The following is a 21,748-nucleotide window of genomic DNA, read 5'->3' as shown; positions in this document are numbered from 1 at the left end:
TCGCCGTGTCACCGTTACAGGGTCCGGGCCTGCGCTACCAGGCGCTGGCCAGCAATGACGTGGACCAGCACGCCAGCCACCTGTCGTGCTGGCAGCAGCAGTACGACCAGCTCTCGCAGGGCCGCTTCGCCGGCACGGTGCGTGAGTTGTGGGCCGACGACGGCCCGCGGCTGCAGGTGTTCCATGAGCACACGCGCCAGCAGACCAGCCAGCAGTGCCAGCCCTGGCGCGGCGCGGTGTGGTTCGGCATCCCCGATGGCCGCCAGCACGATGCGCTGCATTTCTGCGGCCGGCTGCAGGCGCCGCAGGCCACGCGGCCGGTGCTGCGCGCGGCGGCCGATGCGTCGTTCACGCTGCGCACGCCGGCCGACTTCGGCATCTATGGCGTGGTGATCGACGCCGACTGGCTGGCCCGGCGGCTGGACACGCTGGCGGTGCACGATGCCGGCGCCCACCGCGCGGCGCTGCAGGCGGTGCAGGTGACGCCGGCGGTGCACCGGGCCATCTGCCGCACCATCGAATCGATGCTGCACCTGGGTGCGGCCGGCCAGGCGGCCCAGCCCGGCGGCCGCATGGCACTGCAGACGCTGCTGGACCAGCTGCTCGGGTTGCTGTGCGGCCGGGCGGCCGAGGACGGCCCGCCTGCCGACACCGCCGCCAGCCGCCGCCTGGCCACCGTGATGCTGGCGCGCGAACTGGTGAGCCGTCCGATGAACCACACGACGACGGTGGACGAGCTGTGCGCCGAGCTGCACCTCACCCGCCGCACGCTGCAGAACCACTTCCGCAGCGTGGTCGGTGATTCACCGGCCGACTTCCTGAAGGCAGTGCGCATGAACGCCTGCCGCCGCAAGCTGCGCGAAGGCGGCGCCACGGTGCAGGACGTGGCGGCGCAGTGGGGCTTCTTCCACATGGGCCACTTCGCGCACGACTACAAGCAGATGTTCGGCGAGCTGCCCTCGCAGACGCTCAGCGCGCGAAGCGCTCGAGGATCGAGCCGATCTCGCCCAGCCCGCCATCGGCCGGCAGCTGGCCCTGCGGCGTCATCTGGTCGACGGCCTGCGGCAGCACCTGCGACAGCTGGCTGAGCAGGTCGCCCTGCGACAGGCCGGTCTGCTGCGTCAGCCGGCCCAGCAGATCGTCGCCGAACACCTGGCCGAGCTGCCCCGGCGACACCGGCTGGTTGGCGCCGGTGCCCACCCAGGACGACACCACGTCGCCCAGGCCACTGCGTGTGAACTGCTCCACCAGCGCGCCCAGCCCTCCGCCCGTGCCCGGCCCACCCTGCTGCCCCACCTGGGACAGCACCAGCGCGACGATGCGCAGCAGGTCGGCCTGACCGCCACCGTGGCCGCCGCCCAGCATGCCGCCGAGCGCACCGCCGAGGCCGCCACCCCGCGCGCCCTGCCCGTTGTTGTTGCCCAGCATGCCGATGGCCAAGTCCAGCAATCCCATGTCGATCTCCTCGTGATGGATGAAAGAGCGCCGGATTGTGGGAACGCAGCGCGCCGCAGCCCGGCGCGCCGGGGCGGCCTGCGCATTAGCGCACGAAGCGCCTTCAGCCTGCGGCGTTTGGCACCACAGCCAGCAGGCCCAGTGCGGCCAGTGCGGCCAGCGGCGCGGTGTCTGCGCGCAGCACCGCGGGGCCGAGCGAGGTCGGCAGGAAGCCGCTGCGCCGCGCTGCTTCCACCTCCGCGGCAGAGAGCCCGCCCTCCGGCCCGCTGAGCAGCAGCAGCCGTGGCGGCGGCCGCGGCTGCAGTCGCTGTGCCAGCGGCAGCGCGGCCTCGCCGAAGCCCAGCAGCCAGCGGGCGGCGTCGCCGGTGTCGCCCAGGCCATCCAGCCACGCCTGCAGGGCCAGCACGGGGCCGACGGCCGGCACCCGGTTGCGGCCCGACTGCTCGCAGGCCGCCACCGCGATGCCCTGCCAGTGCGCCCGCTTGCGTTCGGCGCGTTCACCGGCCAGGCGCAGCACCGAGCGTTCGCTCATCAGCGGCTGGATGGCGGCCACGCCGAGCTCCACCGCCTTTTCAACCAGCGTGTCCATGCGGTCGTTGGCGGGCATGGACAGCGCGATGGTCAGCTGCGGGCCGATCTCGCGCTCCACGGCATCGTGCGTGTCCACCTGCACCTGCACCGCGCTGCGGCCGATGTGCTCGACGCGCGCCGACCACTCGCCGCCCTGGCCATTGAACAAGGTGAGCGGTGCGCCGGGCTGCAGCCGCAGCACCTGCACATGGCGGGCCGCGCCAGGCGGCAGATCAAGAAGCTGACCGGCGGCCAGCGGGGCTTCGACATGGATTCGCGGCATAGGCCCGCGAGTGTGCCTCGCGGCGCGGCGGGGTCAGAGGCTGCGCAGCGCGGCGGCGACGATGTCGCGCGAGTACTCGGCCGCCACCTCGGCGATGAAGCGCTGGAAGTCCACATGCGCGCTGTCGTCGGCGCGGTCGGACACGGTGCGCAGCACCGCGAAAGGCCGGCCGAAGGCGGCGCACACCTGCGCCACCGCGGCACCTTCCATTTCCACCGCCAGCGCATCGGGCAGCGCGGTGCGCAAGGCGTCGCTCTCGACCGCGGTGCTGACGAAGCGGTCGCCACTGACCACCAGGCCCTGGTGGCTGCGCACGGTGCCGATGCCCAAGCGCTGCAGCGCGGGATGCGGCTGCGCCAGCACTTCGTCCGCCGCCGCCGCCAGCGCATCGGCCAGCACCGCATCGGCCGCGAAGCGGGCACGGCCCGCCGAGGGCACCACATAGCGCGGGAACAGCGGCGACACGTCCAGGTCGTGCTGCAGCAGCTCGCGCGCCACCACGACGTCGCCCACCCGGACCCCCGGCGTCAGGCCGCCGGCCACGCCGGTGAACAGCAGCGCCTGCGCGCCGAAGGCATCCAGCGCCAGGGTGGCCGTGCTGGCGGCGGCCACCTTGCCGATGCCGCTGAGCACCAGCAGCACCTCATGCCCCTGCAGCCGGCCGCGGTGGAAGCTGCGGCCACCGCGCTGCTGCAGGCTGCGGCCTTCCAGCAGGGCGTCGATGGCGCTCAGCTCCTCATGCAGCGCGCTGACGATGGCGATCAAGGTCAGCTGGCCACCGTGGCGGGTGGCTCGGCGCTGCGCTTGTCGCGCAGCTCGCGACGCAGGATCTTGCCGATCGGCGTCTTGGGCAGCTCGGTGCGGAACTCCACCACCCGCGGCCGCTTGTAGCCGGTGAGGTTGGCTTCGCAGAAGGCCCGCACGTCCTGCTCGGTGAGCGCGGGGTTCTTCTTGACGATGACCACCTTCACCGCCTCGCCGGCCTTGTCATCGGGCACGCCCACCGCGGCGCACTCCAGCACGCCGTCCAGCTGCGTCAGCACGTCCTCCACCTCGTTGGGATACACGTTGAAGCCGCTGACCAGGATCATGTCCTTCTTGCGGTCCACGATCTTGAAGAAGCCGCGCTCGTCGATCAGCCCCACGTCGCCCGTGCGGAAGAAGCCGTCGGCCGTCATGACCTTGGCCGTCTCGTCGGGCCGCTGCCAGTAGCCGGCCATCACCTGCGGGCCGCGGATGGCGATCTCGCCGGCGGTGCCGGCGGGCACCTCGCGGCCATCGTCGTCCAGCAGCGCGAACTCGGTGTTGGGCATCGGCAGGCCGATGGTGCCGGTGAACTTGTGGCTGTCCACCGGGTTGCACGAAGCCACCGGCGAGGTTTCCGACAGGCCGTAGCCCTCCACGATCGGGCAGCCGGTCTTCTCCAGCCACAGCTTGGCGGTGGCGCTCTGCACCGCCATGCCGCCGCCCACCGAGATCTTCAGGTGGCTCCAGTCCACCGTGTTGAAGGCCGGATGGTTGGCCAGCGCATTGAACAGCGTGTTGACCGCCGGGAAGCTGTGGAAGCGGTGCTTGCTCAGTTCCTTCAGCACCGCCGGCAAGTCGCGCGGATTGGGAATCAACAGGTTGCAGCCGCCCATGCGCATGGAGAGCATCATGTTCGTGTTGAAGCCGAAGATGTGATACAGCGGCAGCGCGCACACGGTCACGATCTGCTCGCCCGGCGGGATCTTGGTGAGCGCCGGCTGGTACCAGGCCTCGCACTGCAGCACGTTGGCCACCAGGTTGCGGTGCAGCAGCACCGCGCCCTTGCTGACGCCGGTGGTGCCGCCGGTGTACTGCAGCACCGCGATGTCGTCCGGGCCCAGCGAGGGCGCGGTGTAGGGCTTGCGGCGGCCGATCACCAGCGCATCGTTGAAGCGCACGGCGGTGGGCAGCTCGAAGGCCGGCACCATCTTCTTGACCTTGCGCACTACGTAGTTGACGAGCGAGCCCTTGGCCAGGCCCAGCATGTCGCCCATGGCGGCCAGCACCACATGCTTGACCGGCACCGCATGCGCCACCTGCTGCAGCACGTGCGCGAAGTTCTCGAGGATCACCAGCGCCTTGGCGCCGGCGTCCTTGAGCTGGTGCTCCAGCTCGCGCGGGGTGTACAGCGGATTGACGTTCACCACCACGTAGCCCGCCCGCAGGATGCCCGCCACCGCCACCGGGTACTGGGGCACGTTGGGCATCATCACCGCCACGCGGTCGCCGCGCTCCAGCCCCAGCGACTGCAGGTAGGCGGCGAAGGCACGGGAGGCATCGTCCACCTGACGGAAGCGGTAGCTGCGGCCCATGAAGACGTAGGCCGGCAGGTCGCGGTACTTGCGGAAGCTCTCCTCGATCAGGGCCACGAGCGAGGGATACAGGTCGAACTTGATCTCAGGGGGAACGCCGGCGGGGTACTGCTTCAGCCAAGTTTTCTCCATCGCGGGGGCTCCAGAAACGAAGGGGCGATTCTGACGGAGCCTTCCGCGGTGCAGCATCAGGGGATTCGATAGCGATTTGGGCAGCTACTCCACCGCCTTGACCATCTCCTCCACCACCTTCTTGGCATCGCCGAAGACCATCATCGTCTTGTCCATGTAGAACAGCTCGTTGTCCAGGCCGGCGTAACCCGCGGCCATCGAACGCTTGTTGACGATGACGGTCTTGGCCTTGTAGGCCTCGAGGATGGGCATGCCGTAGATCGGGCTGCCCTTGGTCAGCGCGGCGGGGTTCACCACGTCGTTGGCACCCAGGATGATGGCCACGTCGGCCTGGCCGAACTCGCCGTTGATGTCCTCCATCTCGAACACCTGGTCGTACGGCACCTCGGCTTCGGCCAGCAGCACGTTCATGTGGCCGGGCATGCGGCCGGCCACCGGGTGGATGGCGTACTTCACCGTCACGCCCTTGGCAGTGAGCTTGGCCGCCAGCTCCTTGACCGCATGCTGCGCACGCGCCACCGCCAGGCCGTAGCCCGGCACGATGACCACCGTCTCGGCATTGCCCATGATGAAGGCCGCGTCGTCGGCGCTGCCGCTCTTGACGCTGCGCTGCTGCTGCGCGCCCGCCGCCGCCGCCGTGGCATCGCCGCCGAAACCGCCCAGGATCACGTTGAAGAACGAGCGGTTCATCGCCTTGCACATGATGTAGCTCAGGATGGCGCCCGAGCTGCCCACCAGCGAGCCCGCGATGATCAGCATGCTGTTGTTCAGGCTGAAGCCGATGCCTGCGGCCGCCCAGCCCGAGTAGCTGTTGAGCATGCTCACCACCACCGGCATGTCGGCCCCGCCGATGGGGATGATGAGCAGCACGCCCAGCACGAAGCCCAGCACGATCACCGCGGTGATGCTCATGCCGCCCTGCGACTGCCAGAACGCGAACACGAAGAATGCCGCCGCCAAGCCCAGCACCGCGTTCAGGATGTGCTGCCCCGGAAACTGCACCGGGGCGCCCTGGAACAGCCGGAACTTGTACTTGCCCGACAGCTTGCCGAAGGCGATGACCGAGCCGCTGAAAGTCACCGCGCCGATGAAGGCGCCCAGCGCCAGCTCGATGCGGTTGCCGCCCGGGATGGGCAGGCCCTTGGCGGCGATGCCGAAGGCATGCGGCTCGATCACCGCGGCCGCGGCGATGAACACGGCGGCCAAGCCGATCATGCTGTGCATGAAGGCCACCAGCTCGGGCATCTTGGTCATCTCGACGCGCTTGGCCATCAGCGCGCCGGCCGAGCCGCCCACCAGCAGGCCCAGCAGCACCCAGACCAGCCCGCCAATGCTGCCCTCGGCCAGCTTGACGATCAGTGCCGCGGTGGTCACCACCGCGATGGCCATGCCGGCCATGCCGAACAGGTTGCCGCGGATGGAGGTGGTGGGGTGGCTCAGGCCCTTGAGCGCCTGGATGAAGCAGACGCTGGCCACCAGGTAGAGCAGGGTGACGACATCCAGGCTCATGCCGCCTCCTTCTTGGCCGCCGGGCGGTCCTTCTTGCGGAACATCTCCAGCATGCGCCGGGTGACGAGGAAGCCGCCGAACACGTTCACCGCGGCCAGCGCCACGGCCAGCACGCCGAAGGTCTTGGCCGGCGCGCCTTCGGTCAGCGCGGCCGCCAGCATGGCGCCCACGATCACGATGGCGCTGATGGCGTTGGTCACGGCCATCAGCGGCGTGTGCAGCGCGGGCGTGACGGTCCACACCACGTGGTAGCCCACGTAGATGGCCAGCACGAAGATGATGAGGTTGGTGACGGTGGGTGACACGAAGTCCATGGCTGATCCTTCCCTTGCCTACTTGCGCTTGATGTCGCCAGCCTGCGTCATGAGGCAGGCGGCCACGATGTCGTCGTCCATCGGCACCTGGAAGCCGCCCTCCTTGGGCAGCACCAGCTTCAGGAAGTCGAGCACGTTGCGGGCGTACAGGCTGCTGGAATCGGCGGCCACCAGCGCGGGCAGGTTGGTCTCGCCCACCAGGGTGACACCGTGCTGCACCACGGTGCGGCCGGGCACGGTCAGCGGGCAGTTGCCGCCGGCCGGCGCAGCGAGGTCGACGATGACCGAGCCGGGCTTCATGCTGCGCACCATGTCCTCGGTGACCAGCACCGGCGCAGGCCGGCCCGGGATCAATGCCGTGGTGATGACGATGTCGGCCTGTGCCACGCGCTTGGCCACTTCCACCTTCTGCCGGTCGAGCCAGCTCTGCGGCATCGGCTTGGCGTAGCCGCCCACGCCTTGCGCCGCTTCCTTCTCCTCGGGCGTGTCGTAGGACACGTCGATGAACTTGGCGCCCAGCGACTCCACCTGCTCCTTCACCGCGGGCCGCACGTCGCTGGCCTCGATGACGGCGCCCAGCCGCTTGGCGGTGGCGATGGCCTGCAGGCCCGCCACGCCCACGCCCAGCACCACGACACGCGCGGCCTTGATGGTGCCGGCCGCGGTCATCAGCATCGGGAACAGCCGCTGGTACTTGTCGGCCGCGATCATCACGGCCTTGTAGCCGGCGATGTTGGCCTGGCTGGACAGCACGTCCATGCTCTGCGCACGTGTGGTGCGCGGCGCGGCTTCCAGCGCGAAGCTGGTGATGCCGGCCGTGGCCAGCGCGGCCAGGTTGTCGCGGTCGAAGGGATTGAGCATGCCCACCAGCGCGGTGCCGGGCTTCATCAGCGCCAGCTCGTCCGCCGAGGGCGAGCGCACCTTGAGCACCAGGTCGGCGGAAAAGGCGCCCGCGCGGTCGGTGATGTCGGCGCCGGCGGCGACGTAGGCCTCGTCGGTGGCGCTGGCGGCCAGGCCGGCGCCCGACTGCACCCGCACCTCGTGGCCCTGCGCCTTCAGTTTCTTGGCCGTCTCGGGGGTCGCGGCCACGCGGGTTTCCCCCGCGGCCGTCTCGAGCGGAACGCCGATGAGCATGGGTTCTCCTCCTCTGCGATGTTGCGGGGCAGCTTACACAAGTTCCCTCGCCATCCGTGTCATGGTTCACGCGGGCCGGGCAAGGCCGCCTGCCCGCCGCTACCATCCGCCGATGCCGTATGACCGATGCCAGCTCAGCGTGACGGTGGCCGCCGTGATCGAACACGAAGGCCGCTACCTGATGATCGAAGAGGAAACCAGCGAGGGTGTCCGGCTGAACAACCCGGCCGGCCACCTGGAGCCCGGCGAGTCGCCGCTGCAGGGCGTGATCCGCGAGACGCTGGAGGAAACCGGCTGCAGCTTCCAGCCGCAGCATGTGCTGGGCGTGTACCTCTCGCGCTTCCACCGGCCGGCCACCAGCGAGGACGTGACCTACCTGCGCATCGCCTTCGCGGGCACTGCGAGCGAACCCGCGCCCGGTTGGGTGCTGGACGAAGGCATCCTGCGCACGGTGTGGATGACCCCCGACGAGATCCGTGCCAGCGCCGTGCCGCACCGCAGCCCGCTGCTGCTGCGCTGCCTGGACGACCACCTGGCCGGCAAGCGCTATCCGCTGGACCTGCTCACCGTCGACCCCACGGTGTTTGCGCCCGAGGTCAAACGCTGAAATCCACCGCGCGGGACAATCGCGCGATGGAAACAAGGAACAAGCAGCGCGTGGTGGTCGGCCTGTCCGGCGGAGTGGATTCGGCCGTGACCGCCTGGCTGCTCAAGCAGCAGGGGCACGACGTCGTCGGCATCTTCATGAAGAACTGGGAAGACGACGACGACAGCGAGTTCTGCAGTTCGCGCCAGGACTTCCTGGATGCCGCCTCGGTGGCCGACGTGATCGGCATCGAGCTGGAGCACGTCAACTTCGCGGCCGAGTACAAGGACCGCGTGTTCGCCGAGTTCCTGCGCGAATACGGCGCCGGCCGCACGCCCAACCCCGACGTGCTGTGCAATGCCGAGATCAAGTTCAAGGCCTTCCTCGACCATGCGATGCGGCTGGGCGCCGAGAAGATCGCCACCGGCCACTACGCCCGCGTGCGCGAGGTGGACGGCCGCATTGAGCTGCTCAAGGGCCTGGACCCGGCCAAGGACCAGAGCTACTTCCTGCATCGGCTGACGCAGTCGCAGCTCAGCCGGACGCTGTTTCCGGTGGGCGAGCTGCACAAGACGGAGGTACGCCGCATCGCGGAGCAGATCGGCCTGCCCAACGCCCGGAAGAAGGATTCCACCGGGATCTGCTTCATCGGCGAGCGGCCGTTCCGCGAATTCCTGAACCGCTACCTGAAGCATGAGCCCGGCCGCATCGAGGACGAGAACGGCAAGGCAGTGGGCAAGCATGTGGGCCTGAGCTTCTACACCCTGGGCCAGCGCCAGGGCCTGGGCATTGGCGGCATCAAGTCGGCGCAGGGTCCGCAGGGCGAGCATGCGCCGTGGTACGTGGCCCGCAAGGACCTGCAGCGCAATGTGCTGGTTGTGGTGCAGGGCCACGAGCACCCGTGGCTGCAATCGCCTGCGCTCACTGCGGACGACACCAGCTGGATCGCCGGCACTCCGCCCGCGGTGCAAGCCTGTGCCGCCAAGACCCGCTACCGGCAGAGCGACGCCGCCTGCCGCTTCGTGGCGCAGGCCGACGGCCGCTTCGCGCTGCAGTTCGACCAGCCGCAATGGGCGGTGACGCCGGGCCAGTCGGCGGTGTTGTACGACGGCGAGGTGTGCCTGGGTGGCGGCGTGATCGCCTCCGCGGCGTGACCGCTTATTCGCCTGGCAACTATGCATAAGCGCAATAAGTAGTTCTTACGCATAAAAGCGAGCAACAAAATGCGGCGCTCTCATCAGCGAGCGTCCGCCCTTGAACTTCCAGCAGTTGCGATCCGTTCGGGAAACCGTCCGCCAGGGGTTCAACCTCACCTCGGTGGCCGAAGCCCTCCACACCTCACAGCCCGGCGTCAGCCGGCAGATCCGCGAGCTGGAGGAAGAGCTGGGCATCGAGCTGTTCGTGCGTGCCGGCAAGCGCCTGACCGGGCTGACGGCGCCGGGCGCCACCGTGCTGCCCATCGTCGAGCGCATGCTGCTGGAGGCCGACAACCTGCGCCGCGCCGGCGAGGACTTCGCCCGGGCCGGCCGCGGCACGCTCACCATCGCGGCCACGCACTCCCAGGCACGCTATGCGCTGCCGACGGCGGTGCGCGACTTCCGCCGCAGCCACCCCGACGTCACGCTGCACATGCACCAGGGCTCGCCACAGCAGGTGGCGCAGATGCTGCTGGACGGCAGCGCCGACATCGGCGTGGCCACGGAGGCCCTGACGCAGTACGACGAACTGGTGGCGCTGCCGTGCTACCGCTGGACGCACGTGGTCATCACCCCGCCCGGCCATCCGCTGGCCGAAGGCGGCGCGCTCACGCTGCAGAGCCTGGCCGCCCATCCGCTGGTGACGTACGAAGCCGGCTACACCGGCCGCGGCCACATCGACGAGGCCTTTGCCCGCCACGGGCTGTCGCCGCAGGTGGTGCTCACTGCAATGGACGCCGACGTCATCAAGACCTATGTGGAACTGGGGCTGGGCGTGGGCATCGTGGCGGCCATCGCCTATGACGAGGACCGCGACCGGCACCTCACGGCGATCGACGCGCGTCACCTGTTCGCCGCCAACATGACGCGGCTGGCCGTGCGCCGCGGCAGCTTCCTGCGCGACTACGCCTATGCCTTCATCGAGACCTTCGCGGCGCCGCTGGGCCGCGCGGTAGTGGAGCAGGCGCTGCAGTCCAGCGCCGGCGCCAGCTTCGACATCTGACGGCGCAGCGCGCCGCCAAAGCGGCCCACGCGCCTAGCGGTTGAACCCTTCGGTCGACCAGTTCGACTTCTGCAGCCGGCTGATGATGCCCGCCTCCTCCGCCAGCGAAAACGAAAACGGATACAGCGAACGTTCGCTGGCCGACAACTCCGGCTGGCCGCCGAACCTGGCGATTTGCTGCAGCGTGTAACCAAAATCCAGGTGCAGCAAAACGGCGGGCGCATCGACGCGCTTGTTGATCCGCTCTTCGCCCAGCACCTTGCAACCCAACATCCGGGTGTAATAATTCACATGCCGCGGGTTCACTTCGATCAATAAGGTATCAAATCCCTTGAATCGATAGGCAACGATATATGCGACGTGAAATAAAGATGCCAGCACCTGCTTGGCACCTGCCACTGGATCCATCGCCAGCTTGGTGAATTCGCAGATGCGGTGGCCATTCGCGCGCAAAGCATCCACTTCCGGGCCGAAGGTGTCTTCGGCATGCAGGCCCTCCGGCCCGTCCAGCCCCACGGTGATGGTGCCGATGATGGCGTCGTGGTCGGTGGCCGTCAGCGTGATGCGGTTGGGCGTCTGCTGGTCGGGCAGTCCGGCGTTCTGGTAGCCCCGCCACGCATAGCGCCGCTTGATGAGGATGTTCGCCGAGCTGCGCTGGCCATGGGAGTCGGCGCCGCGGATCTTGAACAGCCGCGGACGCGCACCGTCAGGCTTCGCCTCCACGCCCACATTGGCCACGCGGTGCGGCTCAAACGTCGCACCGATGATCGTGTTGGACGCGTCTCTCGTGCCGGGTCTCAAGTTCACCCCCCACCCCACATTGGTTTATTAGGTCAATTCTCACCCGAGCACAGCCATGAAGCTGTAGCAAGAGTTGAGGAACAAGCGCCGCGCCAAAGCGCGAAATCGTTCGCAGCGAAAGCGAACAACGGTCCGCAAGCCTTGCGCATTCAGGAACTACTGCACAGTCCAGCGTTGTAACAAACGCCAAGGCTCCATGAAATATTGACACCCACTGTTTCAAAAACAATCGGGACAACGCGCTTCCACATCGTTGCGGCCCCGTTTCCACCCATTCGAGCGTGCGGCCTGTCATGGGGGGTCCGGATACTCCGACGCTACCTCGCCACCTCGACAGGAACATGACGCTCAGCCGCGCCGCCCTTGCCCGCATCGCTCCCTTTGCACTGTTCATGGTGCTGCTCGCCCTCCGTGGCGCCCTGCCCGCCGAAGCCGACGGCGGCTTCGACACCCGCTGGATCTACGGCCTGACGGTAGTGGCCGTCGGCGCGCTGCTGCTGTATTTCCGCCGCGAGTACGGCGAGCTGGCGCGCCAAACCTGGCCCGGCGCCGGCGAGACGGCGCTGGCCGTCTTGGTGGGGCTGGCGGTGTTCGGCCTGTGGATCGTGCTGGACGCGCCGTGGATGGTGCTGGGCGAGCCCAGCGCCGCCTTCGTGCCGGTGCGCGCCGACGGCAGCCTGGACCTGCCGCTCATCGGGGTGCGCTGGATCGGGGCGGCGCTGCTGGTGCCGCTGATGGAGGAGCTGTTCTGGCGCTCCTACCTGATGCGCTGGCTGCAGCAGCCGCAGTTCGAAGCGGTGCCGCCGGCCCGGGTGGGCCTGAAGGCCATCGTGCTATCCACCTTCGTGTTCATGCTCGCGCACACGCTGTGGCTGGCGGCCATCGTGGCCGGGCTGGCCTATGCGCTGCTGTACGTGCGCACCGGCAAGCTGTGGGTGCCGGTCATCGCCCACGCGGTGACCAACGGCGTGCTGGGCATCTGGGTAGTGATGACCGGGAACTGGCAGTTCTGGTGAAGGGCCCGGCGGCGCAGGCCGCCGCCGCTACTGCGGCTGGATGCCCAGCGCCCGGTCGGCCTTGAACTGCGCGCGGAAGGCCTCGAAGCGGCCGGCGTCCAGCGCGTCGCGCACTTCCTGCATCAGGTTCAGGTAGTAGTGCAGGTTGTGGATGGTGGTGAGCATCGGGCCCAGCATCTCGCCGCAGCGGTCCAGGTGGTGCAGGTACGCCCGGCTCACCGCGCCGATGCCGCTGCCCGGCTCACCGGCGCAGGCCATGCAGCGGCAGGTGGGGTCGATCGGCCGCTCGTCAGTCTTGTAGCGGGCGTTGCGCAACCGCAGGTCGCCGAAGCGGGTGAACAGGTGGCCGTTGCGCGCGTTGCGGGTGGGCATCACGCAATCGAACATGTCCACGCCCTGGTGCACGCCTTCCACCAGGTCTTCCGGCGTGCCCACGCCCATCAGGTAGCGCGGCTTGTGGGCCGGCAGCCGGTGGGGCGTGTGGCCCATGATGTGCAGCATCTCTTCCTTCGGCTCGCCCACGCTGACGCCGCCCACCGCGTAGCCGGGGAAGTCCATGTCCACCAGCGCTTCCAGAGAGGCCTCGCGCAGGTTCTCGAACATGCCGCCCTGCACGATGCCGAACAGGGCGTTGCGGTTTTCCAGCCGCGCGAACTCGGCCTTGCAGCGCCGGGCCCAGCGCAGGCTCAGCTCCATCGACTTGCGCGCCTCGGCCTCGGTGGTGATGTGGCCCTTGGTCTCGTAGGGCGTGCACTCGTCGAACTGCATGACGATGTCGGAATCGAGCACCGTCTGGATCTGCATGCTGGTCTCGGGCGTCAGGAACAGCTTGTCGCCGTTGACCGGCGAGGCGAACTTGACGCCCTCCTCGCTGATCTTGCGCATCTCGCCCAGGCTCCAGACCTGGAAGCCGCCGCTGTCGGTCAGGATGGGCTTGGTCCAGCCCTCGAAGCGATGCAGCCCGCCGAACTGCTTCATCACGTCCAGCCCCGGGCGCATCCAGAGGTGGAAGGTGTTGCCCAGGATGATCTGGGCGCCCATCTCGTGCAGCGAACGGGCGCTGACGCCCTTGACGGTGCCGTAGGTACCCACGGGCATGAAGATCGGCGTCTCGACGACGCCATGGTTCAGGCGCAGGCGGCCACGGCGTGCATGGCCTTCGGTGGCCAGCAGTTGGTACTCAAGCATCGGTTGTTTTCCCGGCGGGCGCGTCAGGCGCTGCGTTGCAGCAGCATCGCGTCGCCGTAGCTGAAGAAGCGGTAGCGCGCCTCGATGGCGTGGCGGTAGAGGGCACGCACGTGCTCATGGCCGGCGAAGGCGCTGACCAGCATCAGCAGCGTGCTCTTGGGCAGGTGGAAGTTGGTGAGCAGCACGTCCACCACGTTGAAGCGGAAGCCGGGCGTGATGAAGAGCGTGGTCTCGCGCGCACCCGCCTGCAGCGTGCCGCCCACGGCGGCCGATTCCAGCGCGCGCAGCGTGGTGGTGCCGGCGCCGATCACGCGGCCGCCAGCGGCGCGGGTGGCGGCGATCGCCTCCACCGTGGCTTCGCTCACCTCGAACCATTCGCTGTGCATCTTGTGCTCGCTCAGGTCGTCGGTGCGCACCGGCTGGAAGGTGCCGGCGCCCACGTGCAGGGTGACACGCGCGGTGCGCACGCCGGCTGCCGCCAGCGCGGCCAGCACCGCCTCGTCGAAGTGCAGCGAAGCGGTGGGCGCGGCCACCGCGCCGGGGCGGCTGGCGAACACCGTCTGGTAGCGCTGTTCGTCGGCCGCGTCGTCGGCATGGGTGATGTAGGGCGGCAGCGGCACATGGCCGTGCTGCGCCAGCAGCGCCAGCGGGTCTTCGGGCAGCCGCAGGTGGAACAGCGAGTTGTCCGGGCCGCCGCGGCCCAGCACCTCGGCATCGAAGGCATCGGCGAATCGCACCTGGGCGCCGGCCTTGGGCGACTTGCTGGCACGCAGGTGGGCCAGCACCTCGTTGCCGGGCAGCACGCGCTCCACCAGCGCTTCCACCGCGCCGCCGGTGTCCTTGGTGCCCAGCAGGCGGGCCTTGATCACGGCGGTGTCGTTGAACACCAGCAGGTCGCCCGCACGAAACAGCGTGGGCAGGTCGCGGAACATGCGGTCCACCGGCATCAGGCCGGTGCCGTCGAGCAGCCGCGAGGCGCTGCGCTCGGCGGCCGGGTATTGCGCGATGAGTTCGGGCGGCAGCTCGAAGTCGAAATCGCTGAGGGTGAAGCGGCGGTTGGAGAGGGGCATGGGCTGCAGGCTTGACCGGCCTGTAGAGAGTGCGTGACGGCACAATTGTTCCATGCGCCCAGCCGCCGATCGTGCGACGAAAGAGACAGCCCCACGCGCGGCCCCGACGCTTTCGGCGCCGCAGCGCGCCATGCACAAGCTGGGCCTGGTGCGCGACATCGACCTGGCGCTGCACCTGCCCCTGCGCTACGAGGACGAGACCCGCAACATCCCCGTCGCCCAGGCCCGCGAAGGCGGCACGGTGCAGGTGGAGGGCGTGGTACTGGAGCACCGCATCGAGACCCGCCCGCGGCGCCAGCTCATCGTGCGCATCGCCGACGACACCGGCGAGCTCACGCTGCGCTTCATCCACTTCTACCCCTCGCAGCAGAAGGCGATGCCCGAGGGCCAGCGCGTGCGGGTGCGGGGCGAGCTGCGGGTGGGCTTCTTCGGCAAGGAGATGGTGCACCCCGCCGTCAAGGCCGTGACCGCCGACACCCCGCTGGCGCAGGCGATGACACCGGTGTACCCGGCCAGCGCCCAGCTGCCGCAGGCCTACCTGCGCAAGGCGGTGGCCAGCGGGCTGCAGCGCGCCGCGCTGGGCGAGGTACTGCCGCCCGAGGTGCTGCCACCCGGCCTGCCCAGCCTGAAGGAAGCGCTGCAGCTGCTGCACCACCCCACGCCGCAGACGCCGATCGCGGCCCTGGAGGACCGCACCCATCCCGCGTGGGAGCGGCTGAAGTTCGAGGAGCTGCTGGCCCAGCAGCTCAGCCAGCTGGAGGCCAAGCGCGAGCGGGCCAAGCTGGAGGCGCCCGTGCTGCACGCCACGCCCGGCGGCCTGCCCGAGCAGCTGCTGGCCGCGCTGCCCTTCGTGCTCACCGGCGCCCAGCAGCGCGTGTGCGAGGAGATCGCCGCCGACCTGGCCCGCCCGCAGCCGATGCACCGGCTGCTGCAGGGCGACGTCGGATCGGGCAAGACGGTGGTGGCCGCGCTGGCCGCCGCGGTGGCCATCGGCGCGGGCTGGCAGTGCGCGCTGATGGCGCCCACCGAGCTGCTGGCCGAGCAGCACTTCCGCAAGCTGGTGCAGTGGCTGGAGCCGCTGGGCGTGCGCGTGGCCTGGCTGAGCGGCAGCCGCAAGGGCAAGGCACGCACGCAGATGGTGGAGATGGTCGCGTCCGGCGAGGCGGGCCTCGTCGTCGGCACCCATGCGGTGATCCAGGACGACGTGCTGTTCCATCGCCTGGGCCTGGCCATCGTCGACGAGCAGCACCGCTTCGGCGTGGCACAGCGGCTGGCGCTGCGCGACAAGCTGGAAGCCGCGGCCCTGGAGCCGCACCTGCTGATGATGAGCGCCACGCCCATCCCGCGCACGCTGGCCATGACCTACTTCGCCGACCTGGCGGTGAGCACCATCGACGAGCTGCCGCCCGGCCGCACGCCGGTGCTGACCAAGGTGTTCGCCGACGGCCGGCGCGACGAGGTCATCGCCCGCATCGCCGACGAGGTGGCCGCCGGCCGGCAGGTGTACTGGGTGTGCCCGCTGATCGAGGAATCCGAAGCGCTGGACCTGCGCAATGCCACCGAGACCCATGCCGAACTGTGCGCCGCGCTGCCCGGCCGCAGCGTGGGCCTGCTGCACGGCCGCATGGCGGCGGCGGACAAGGCCGCGGTGATGGCCGAGTTCAGCGCCGGCGGCATGCAGGTGCTGGTGGCCACCACCGTCATCGAGGTGGGCGTGGACGTGCCCAACGCCAGCCTGATGGTGATCGAGCATGCCGAGCGCTTCGGCCTGTCGCAGCTGCACCAGCTGCGCGGGCGCGTGGGGCGCGGCGCGGTCGCCAGCATCTGCGTGCTGCTGTACACGCCGCCGCTGTCGCCCTCGGGCAAGGCGCGGTTGAAGGCCATGGCCTCGACCAACGACGGCTTCGAGATCGCCCGGCTCGACCTGGAGATCCGCGGCCCGGGCGAGTTCATGGGCGCGCGCCAGAGCGGCGATGCGCTGCTGCGCTTTGCCGACCTGGCGCAGGACGCGCCGCTGCTGGCCCATGCCCGCGACGCCGCGGCGCTGCTGTTCGAGCGCCACCCCGCCGCCGCCCGCGCGCACCTGGAGCGCTGGCTGGCCACGCGGGCGGAATACCTGAAGGCCTGATCGGCCCCCGCGTTACACAAGGCCCGGCATTTGCCGACAATGTCTGCATGACCTTGACCGAACTGCGCTACATCGTCGCCGTGGCCCGCGAGAAGCATTTCGGGCGTGCGGCCGAAGCCTGCTTCGTGTCGCAGCCCACGCTGTCGGTGGCGATCAAGAAACTGGAGGAGGAGCTGGACGTCAAGCTCTTCGAGCGCGGCACCAACGAGGTGAGCGTCACGCCGCTGGGCGAGGCCATCGTGCGGCAGGCGCAGTCGGTGATCGAGCAGGCCGCTGCCATCAAGGACATCGCCAAGCGCGGCAAGGACCCGCTGAACGGCCCGCTCAAGCTGGGCATCATCTACACGATCGGCCCCTACCTGCTGCCGGAGCTGGTGCGCCACGCCATCGAGATGACGCCGCAGATGCCGCTGATCCTGCAGGAGAACTTCACCAGCAAGCTGGTGGACATGCTGCGCACCGGCGAACTCGACTGCGCCATCATGGCCGAGCCGTTCCCCGACACCGGCCTGGCCATCGCGCCGCTGTACGACGAGCCGTTCATGATCGCCGTGCCGAAGGGCCATGCGCTCGCCAAGCGGCCGGCGGTGGGCGCCGACGAGCTCAAGCGCGAGACCATGCTGCTGCTGGGCACCGGCCATTGCTTCCGCGACCATGTGCTGGAGGTGTGCCCGGAGTACGCGCGCTTCTCCAGCGACGCCGAGGGCATCCGCAAGAGCTTCGAGGGCAGTTCGCTGGAGACCATCAAGCACATGGTGGCCTCCGGCATGGGCGTGACGGTGGTGCCGCAGCTGTCGGTGCCCAAGGAATCCTCGGGGCTGGTGACCTACGTGCCCTTCGAGCCGCCGGTGCCCACGCGGCGCGTGGTGCTGGCCTGGCGGCGCACCTTCACGCGCTACGAAGCCATCGCGGCGCTGCGCAATGCGGTGTATGCCTGCCAGCTGGACGGCGTGGAGCGCCTGACGGCCTGAAGGGACGCCAAGCCCTGCGCTACAGTCGTCTCGAACATTCACAGGAGTCGACCGAATGAGCAAGAACAAGGGCAAGGACAAGTCGCTTCCCGCGGTGAGCGCGCCGGTGATCCACATCGGCATCAGCCCGGAGGACCGCGCCGCCATCGCCGGCGGCCTGTCGCGCCTGCTGGCCGATACCTACACGCTGTACCTCACCACGCACAACTTCCACTGGAACGTCACCGGGCCGATGTTCAATTCGCTGCACGCGATGTTCATGACCCAGTACACCGAGCTGTGGAACGCGGTCGACCCCATCGCCGAACGCATCCGCTCGCTGGGCCACCCGGCTCCGGGCTCCTATGCGCAGTACGGCGCCCTCACCTCGCTGAAGGACGCGCCGGGCACGCCGCCCAACGCGATGGAGATGGTGCGCATCCTGGTCGAAGGCCATGAGGCCGTGGCCCGCACTGCCCGCAGCGTGTTCCCCATCGCCGACGGCGCCAGCGACGAGCCCACCGCCGACCTGCTGACCCAGCGCCTGACGGTGCACGAGCAATCGGCCTGGATGCTGCGGTCGATCCTCGAAGATTGATGGGGCACCCGGCTTCATGGGTACATGAAGCCACCCGCCGGGCGGGCGGACCGGCCACTGCAGGCGGAATCGGCCGAGCGCCGATAATCCCGCGCTTGCCCCAACCAATCGTCGGTGCACCCCGCCACCCGGGGCGCACCGCGCCGCCATGTCCGACCTCACGCCCCAGGTGCGCCGCCGTCGCACCTTCGCCATCATCAGCCACCCCGACGCGGGCAAGACCACGCTGACGGAAAAGCTGCTGCTGTTCTCCGGCGCGATCCAGATCGCCGGCTCCGTGAAGGCACGCAAGGCCAGCCGGCATGCCACGTCCGACTGGATGGAGATCGAGAAGCAGCGCGGCATCTCGGTGGCCAGCTCGGTGATGCAGATGGAATACCGCGACTGCGTCATCAACCTGCTGGACACTCCCGGCCACCAGGACTTCTCCGAGGACACCTACCGCGTGCTCACCGCGGTGGACGCCGCGCTCATGGTGATCGATGCGGCCAACGGCGTGGAGCCTCAGACCCGCCGCCTGCTGCAGGTCTGCCGGGCGCGCAACACGCCCATCCTCACCTTCGTCAACAAGATGGACCGTGAGGTGAAGGACCCGTTGGCCCTGATGGACGAGATCGAGCGCGAGCTGGGCATGACCGTCGTGCCCTTCACGTGGCCGGTGGGCATGGGCAAGTTCTTCCACGGCGTGATGGACCTGCGCAAGCAGCAGATGCGCGTGTTCAGCCCCGGCGAGGACCGGGTGGCCGGTGGCGAAGAGGTCATCGACGGCCTGGACAACCCCGTCTACGCCGAACGCTTCGGCATGCAGTACGAGCAGGCCCAGGGCGAGGTGGAACTGGTTCGCGAGGCTGCGCCGGAGTTCGTGCTGGACGACTTCCTCGCCGGACGGCAGACGCCGATGTTCTTCGGCTCGGCCGTCAACAACTTCGGCGTGCAGGAAGTGCTCGACGCCCTGGTGAACCTGGCGCCGTCGCCCGGCCCGCGCGGCTCGCTGCAGCGCGAGGTCAAGCCGGACGAGCCCAAGTTCACCGGCGTGGTGTTCAAGATCCAGGCGAACATGGACCCGGCGCACCGCGACCGCATCGCCTTCGTGCGCGTGGCCTCGGGCCACTTCGAGCGCGGCATGCGGCTGAAGGTGGTGCGCTCCGGCAAGGAGCTGCGGCCGAACACCGTGGTGAGCTTCCTGTCGCAGCGCCGCGAGCTGCTGGACGAGGCCTTTGCCGGCGACATCATCGGCATCCCGAACCATGGCGTGTTGCAGTTGGGCGACACCCTCACCGAAGGTGAATCTTTGCAGTTCACCGGGCTGCCGTTCTTCGCGCCCGAGATGTTCCGCAGCGTGGAAGTGGCCGACCCGCTGCGCACCAAGCAGCTGAAGGCCGGCCTGCAGCAGCTGGGCGAGGAAGGTGCGATCCAGGTGTTCCGGCCGGTGATGGGCTCGGTGCTGCTGCTGGGCGCGGTCGGACAGCTGCAGTTCGAAGTGGTGGCGCACCGGCTGGAGCATGAATACGGCGTCAAGGCGCGCGTGATGCCCAGCCGCTTCCAGGTGGCGCGCTGGGTGACCTGTGACGAAGCGGACGGCGGCGCGCGCGAACTGCAGCGCTTCATCGATGCAAATTCGCACCGTGTGGCGTATGACGCCGTGAACGCTCCCACGGTGCTGGTGGAGTACGCGCCGGAACTGCGGGCCATCGAGTCCAACTGGCCGAAGATCAAGTTCCATGCGCTGCGTGAACACGCCGGCTTGGTGTTCCAGCGACAGATGGAAGGCTGATAGGTTCACCCCCGCTCGGGGGACTGGCGGGAAGCAGTCGATCCCTAAGAATCGGCCACAAATTCACAGGGAGTTTCAATTGAGTCCTTGCACTTTCAAATCCGTTGTTGCTGCGGCAGCGCTTGCCGTTACAGCTTCCGCCGCCAGCGCTGCTGATTTCACCGTCAGCGCGGTGGACCATTGCGCCTGCTTTGCCGCCAACGGCCTGGCCACGGTCTCGCTGGCTGCTGGCCAGGGCTTCACCGTCAGCGTGGCGGCCACCGACCTGTGGAGCGCGGGTGAGCTGCCCCGCTGGTCCAACGCCGACGGCCTGGTGTCCAACCTGTTCGCCACGGGCAGCGACGAAAGCGGTGCAGCCGCCGGCGTTCAGATCGGCCAAGGCTTCGGCAACCTCGAGATGGGCAACCTGAGCGCTCCTTTCGGCGCGCTGGTGGGCCAGATTGGTTCCGGCAGCTACTTCCTGGTGGGCACCAACTACAGCGGCACCGCCAGCACGGCCGGCACGCTCAAGCTCTTCTACTGGGACTCGGCCAACGTTGACAACGTGGGCTCGGTGCTCGCCAGCGTCAACGTCAGCGCCGTGCCGGAACCCGGCACCTATGCGCTGATGGCCGGCGGCCTGGGCATGCTGGCCTGGTTCGCACGCCGCCGCCGCGCCTGAACCACCTCGCGCGCGGCTGCAGGCCGCGGCGCACACGAGCCACCCGCCATGCCGGCCGGTGGCTTTTTCATGGGCGGCCAGGCGACGGCCGACTTGCCGGCGGCGCCGATAATCGGCGCGTGAAAGCGTCCTCCCTGAACAGCCCGGGCGAGTCCAAGCTGCGGCTCTACCTCGACCTCATCCGCTTCGACCGGCCGGCCGGCTGGCTGCTGCTGCTGTGGCCCACGCTGTCGGCCCTCTGGATCGCGGCGGACGGTTTTCCGGGCTGGCACCTGCTGGCCGTGTTCACCGCCGGCACGGTGCTGATGCGCAGCGCCGGCTGCTGCGTGAACGACGTGGCCGACCGCGAGTTCGACCGCCACGTCAAGCGCACGGCGCGCCGGCCGGTCACCAGCGGCGTGGTGTCGGTGAAGGAAGCGCTGCTGCTGGGCGCCGCCTTGTCACTGGTGGCCTTCGGCCTGGTGCTCACCACCAATGCGCCGACCATCCTGCTGTCCTTCGCGGCGCTGGCCATCGCCATCGGCTATCCCTACGCCAAGCGCTTCGTGTCGATGCCGCAGGCGGTGCTGGGGGTGGCCTTCAGCTTCGGCATCCCGATGGCGTTCAGCGCGGTGCTCGGCGCGGCCGACTGGCGCTGGCGCGCGGTGGCCGACGCGGTGCCGCCGCACGCCTGGTGGCTGCTCGTCAGCAACCTTTTTCTGGGTGCTGGCCTACGACACCGAATACGCGATGGTCGACCGCGACGACGACGTCCGCATCGGCATCCGCACTTCGGCGTTGACGCTGGGGCGCTTCGACGTGGCGGGCGTGATGGCCTTCTATGCCATCCACCTGCTGTCCTGGGCGGTGATCGGCCGCCTGCTGGGACTGGGCGGCTGGTTCCTGGCCGGCATCGCGGCGGCGGCGGCGCAGGTGGCCTGGCATTACGTGCTGATTCGCCATCGCAGCCGGGAAGGCTGTTTCAAGGCCTTCCGGCTGAACCACTGGGTGGGGTTTGCGGTGTTCCTGGGCACCGCCCTCGACCTGGCGCTGCGCTGAAGC

Annotated in this window: 20 protein-coding genes and 1 pseudogene; 11 read left to right on the top strand and 10 right to left on the bottom strand. The window is 69.1% G+C overall.

What is annotated here, in order from left to right; genetic code table 11:
- Window positions 1-5: 5 nt before the first annotated feature.
- On the top strand, window positions 6-1,088 hold the full coding sequence (locus tag LRS14_RS13515) for a helix-turn-helix domain-containing protein (protein ID WP_257799874.1): 1,083 nt from the start codon (window positions 6-8) through the stop codon (window positions 1,086-1,088).
- On the opposite strand, the gene LRS14_RS13510 is transcribed toward LRS14_RS13515, so the two are convergent.
- The 7 genes from LRS14_RS13510 to LRS14_RS13480 form a co-directional block, all read right to left on the bottom strand.
- The gene (locus tag LRS14_RS13510; RefSeq protein WP_257799873.1) at window positions 970-1,455 is read right to left on the bottom strand and encodes a YidB family protein; all 486 of its coding nucleotides are present in this window, start codon (window positions 1,453-1,455) and stop codon (window positions 970-972) included. The genes LRS14_RS13515 and LRS14_RS13510 overlap by 119 nt on opposite strands.
- Window positions 1,456-1,558: 103 nt before the next feature.
- Window positions 1,559-2,308 (bottom strand): 16S rRNA (uracil(1498)-N(3))-methyltransferase, encoded by a 750-nt coding sequence (locus tag LRS14_RS13505; protein ID WP_257799871.1) that lies wholly within the window; start codon window positions 2,306-2,308, stop codon window positions 1,559-1,561.
- Window positions 2,309-2,341: 33 nt separating this feature from the next.
- Window positions 2,342-3,079, bottom strand: a complete 738-nt coding sequence (locus LRS14_RS13500) for a 5'-methylthioadenosine/adenosylhomocysteine nucleosidase (protein ID WP_257800476.1) — start codon at window positions 3,077-3,079, stop codon at window positions 2,342-2,344.
- Window positions 3,076-4,779: a long-chain-fatty-acid--CoA ligase gene (locus LRS14_RS13495; RefSeq protein ID WP_257799870.1), complete on the bottom strand. Its 1,704-nt coding sequence runs from the start codon at window positions 4,777-4,779 to the stop codon at window positions 3,076-3,078. The genes LRS14_RS13500 and LRS14_RS13495 overlap by 4 nt, the downstream gene beginning before the upstream one ends.
- An 84-nt stretch (window positions 4,780-4,863) precedes the next feature.
- Window positions 4,864-6,288 (bottom strand): NAD(P)(+) transhydrogenase (Re/Si-specific) subunit beta, encoded by a 1,425-nt coding sequence (locus LRS14_RS13490; protein WP_046113231.1) that lies wholly within the window; start codon window positions 6,286-6,288, stop codon window positions 4,864-4,866.
- Window positions 6,285-6,602: an NAD(P) transhydrogenase subunit alpha gene (locus LRS14_RS13485; protein ID WP_046113230.1), complete on the bottom strand. Its 318-nt coding sequence runs from the start codon at window positions 6,600-6,602 to the stop codon at window positions 6,285-6,287. Before LRS14_RS13485 ends, LRS14_RS13490 begins: the two co-directional genes overlap by 4 nt.
- Before the next feature lie 18 nt (window positions 6,603-6,620).
- Window positions 6,621-7,736 carry a Re/Si-specific NAD(P)(+) transhydrogenase subunit alpha gene (locus tag LRS14_RS13480; protein WP_257799869.1) on the bottom strand — a complete coding sequence of 372 codons (1,116 nt, stop codon included), beginning with the start codon at window positions 7,734-7,736 and terminating at the stop codon, window positions 6,621-6,623.
- Between the two features lie 112 nt (window positions 7,737-7,848).
- On the opposite strand from LRS14_RS13480, the gene LRS14_RS13475 reads away from it, so the two are divergent.
- The 3 genes from LRS14_RS13475 (at window position 7,849) to LRS14_RS13465 (ending at window position 10,521) form a co-directional block, all read left to right on the top strand.
- Window positions 7,849-8,343, top strand: coding sequence for an NUDIX hydrolase (locus LRS14_RS13475; protein WP_257799868.1), 495 nt, complete (start codon window positions 7,849-7,851; stop codon window positions 8,341-8,343).
- Window positions 8,344-8,369: 26 nt separating this feature from the next.
- Entirely contained in the window at window positions 8,370-9,476 is a 1,107-nt protein-coding gene (gene mnmA / locus LRS14_RS13470) for a tRNA 2-thiouridine(34) synthase MnmA (RefSeq protein ID WP_257799867.1), read from the top strand.
- A gap of 100 nt (window positions 9,477-9,576) precedes the next feature.
- Window positions 9,577-10,521 carry a CysB family HTH-type transcriptional regulator gene (locus LRS14_RS13465; protein WP_046113226.1) on the top strand — a complete coding sequence of 315 codons (945 nt, stop codon included), beginning with the start codon at window positions 9,577-9,579 and terminating at the stop codon, window positions 10,519-10,521.
- Between the two features lie 33 nt (window positions 10,522-10,554).
- Here the strand turns inward: LRS14_RS13465 and LRS14_RS13460 are convergent, their stop codons facing one another.
- Window positions 10,555-11,328, bottom strand: coding sequence for an N-acyl amino acid synthase FeeM domain-containing protein (locus tag LRS14_RS13460; protein WP_046113225.1), 774 nt, complete (start codon window positions 11,326-11,328; stop codon window positions 10,555-10,557).
- Between the two features lie 335 nt (window positions 11,329-11,663).
- Between LRS14_RS13460 and LRS14_RS13455 the strand changes: the two genes are divergently transcribed.
- Window positions 11,664-12,338, top strand: coding sequence for a CAAX prenyl protease-related protein (locus LRS14_RS13455; RefSeq protein ID WP_046113224.1), 675 nt, complete (start codon window positions 11,664-11,666; stop codon window positions 12,336-12,338).
- A gap of 27 nt (window positions 12,339-12,365) precedes the next feature.
- On the opposite strand, the gene tgt is transcribed toward LRS14_RS13455, so the two are convergent.
- Both tgt and queA read right to left on the bottom strand, forming a co-directional pair.
- Window positions 12,366-13,526: a tRNA guanosine(34) transglycosylase Tgt gene (gene tgt, locus LRS14_RS13450; protein WP_046113223.1), complete on the bottom strand. Its 1,161-nt coding sequence runs from the start codon at window positions 13,524-13,526 to the stop codon at window positions 12,366-12,368.
- Between the two features lie 23 nt (window positions 13,527-13,549).
- Window positions 13,550-14,596: a tRNA preQ1(34) S-adenosylmethionine ribosyltransferase-isomerase QueA gene (gene queA, locus LRS14_RS13445; protein WP_046113222.1), complete on the bottom strand. Its 1,047-nt coding sequence runs from the start codon at window positions 14,594-14,596 to the stop codon at window positions 13,550-13,552.
- 52 nt (window positions 14,597-14,648) lie between these two features.
- Here queA and recG point away from each other — a divergent pair, with 52 nt between their 5' ends.
- The 6 genes and pseudogenes from recG (at window position 14,649) to ubiA (ending at window position 21,745) form a co-directional block, all read left to right on the top strand.
- Entirely contained in the window at window positions 14,649-16,724 is a 2,076-nt protein-coding gene (gene recG / locus LRS14_RS13440; protein ID WP_257799866.1) for an ATP-dependent DNA helicase RecG, read from the top strand.
- Window positions 16,725-16,771: 47 nt separating this feature from the next.
- Complete coding sequence (locus LRS14_RS13435) at window positions 16,772-17,695, top strand: LysR substrate-binding domain-containing protein (RefSeq protein WP_046113220.1); 924 nt, start codon at window positions 16,772-16,774, stop codon at window positions 17,693-17,695.
- Window positions 17,696-17,750: 55 nt separating this feature from the next.
- Window positions 17,751-18,272 carry a Dps family protein gene (locus tag LRS14_RS13430; protein WP_046113219.1) on the top strand — a complete coding sequence of 174 codons (522 nt, stop codon included), beginning with the start codon at window positions 17,751-17,753 and terminating at the stop codon, window positions 18,270-18,272.
- Window positions 18,273-18,420: 148 nt separating this feature from the next.
- Window positions 18,421-20,046: a peptide chain release factor 3 gene (locus LRS14_RS13425; RefSeq protein WP_046113218.1), complete on the top strand. Its 1,626-nt coding sequence runs from the start codon at window positions 18,421-18,423 to the stop codon at window positions 20,044-20,046.
- A gap of 172 nt (window positions 20,047-20,218) precedes the next feature.
- Complete coding sequence (locus LRS14_RS13420) at window positions 20,219-20,707, top strand: PEP-CTERM sorting domain-containing protein (protein ID WP_257799864.1); 489 nt, start codon at window positions 20,219-20,221, stop codon at window positions 20,705-20,707.
- A gap of 119 nt (window positions 20,708-20,826) precedes the next feature.
- Window positions 20,827-21,745: pseudogene (gene ubiA, locus LRS14_RS13415) on the top strand (4-hydroxybenzoate octaprenyltransferase).
- The last annotated feature ends 3 nt before the right edge of the window (window positions 21,746-21,748 follow it).

This window comes from Aquincola sp. J276 (assembly GCF_024700035.1).
Lineage (GTDB): Bacteria > Pseudomonadota > Gammaproteobacteria > Burkholderiales > Burkholderiaceae_C > Aquincola > Aquincola tertiaricarbonis.
Note: the sequence above shows the minus strand (reverse complement) of the source record. Positions and strands in the feature narration are given on the sequence as shown.

Coding starts and splice junctions, on each gene's coding strand:
- LRS14_RS13425 (WP_046113218.1), top strand. CDS start 18,421: ATGTCCGACCTCACGCCCCAGGTGCGCCGCCGTCGCACCTTCGCCATC.
- LRS14_RS13430 (WP_046113219.1), top strand. CDS start 17,751: ATGAGCAAGAACAAGGGCAAGGACAAGTCGCTTCCCGCGGTGAGCGCG.
- LRS14_RS13485 (WP_046113230.1), bottom strand. CDS start 6,602: ATGGACTTCGTGTCACCCACCGTCACCAACCTCATCATCTTCGTGCTG.
- LRS14_RS13505 (WP_257799871.1), bottom strand. CDS start 2,308: ATGCCGCGAATCCATGTCGAAGCCCCGCTGGCCGCCGGTCAGCTTCTT.
- queA (WP_046113222.1), bottom strand. CDS start 14,596: ATGCCCCTCTCCAACCGCCGCTTCACCCTCAGCGATTTCGACTTCGAG.
- tgt (WP_046113223.1), bottom strand. CDS start 13,526: ATGCTTGAGTACCAACTGCTGGCCACCGAAGGCCATGCACGCCGTGGC.
- recG (WP_257799866.1), top strand. CDS start 14,649: ATGCGCCCAGCCGCCGATCGTGCGACGAAAGAGACAGCCCCACGCGCG.
- LRS14_RS13490 (WP_046113231.1), bottom strand. CDS start 6,288: ATGAGCCTGGATGTCGTCACCCTGCTCTACCTGGTGGCCAGCGTCTGC.
- LRS14_RS13495 (WP_257799870.1), bottom strand. CDS start 4,779: ATGGAGAAAACTTGGCTGAAGCAGTACCCCGCCGGCGTTCCCCCTGAG.
- LRS14_RS13455 (WP_046113224.1), top strand. CDS start 11,664: ATGACGCTCAGCCGCGCCGCCCTTGCCCGCATCGCTCCCTTTGCACTG.
- mnmA (WP_257799867.1), top strand. CDS start 8,370: ATGGAAACAAGGAACAAGCAGCGCGTGGTGGTCGGCCTGTCCGGCGGA.
- LRS14_RS13510 (WP_257799873.1), bottom strand. CDS start 1,455: ATGGGATTGCTGGACTTGGCCATCGGCATGCTGGGCAACAACAACGGG.
- LRS14_RS13435 (WP_046113220.1), top strand. CDS start 16,772: ATGACCTTGACCGAACTGCGCTACATCGTCGCCGTGGCCCGCGAGAAG.
- LRS14_RS13480 (WP_257799869.1), bottom strand. CDS start 7,736: ATGCTCATCGGCGTTCCGCTCGAGACGGCCGCGGGGGAAACCCGCGTG.
- LRS14_RS13475 (WP_257799868.1), top strand. CDS start 7,849: ATGCCGTATGACCGATGCCAGCTCAGCGTGACGGTGGCCGCCGTGATC.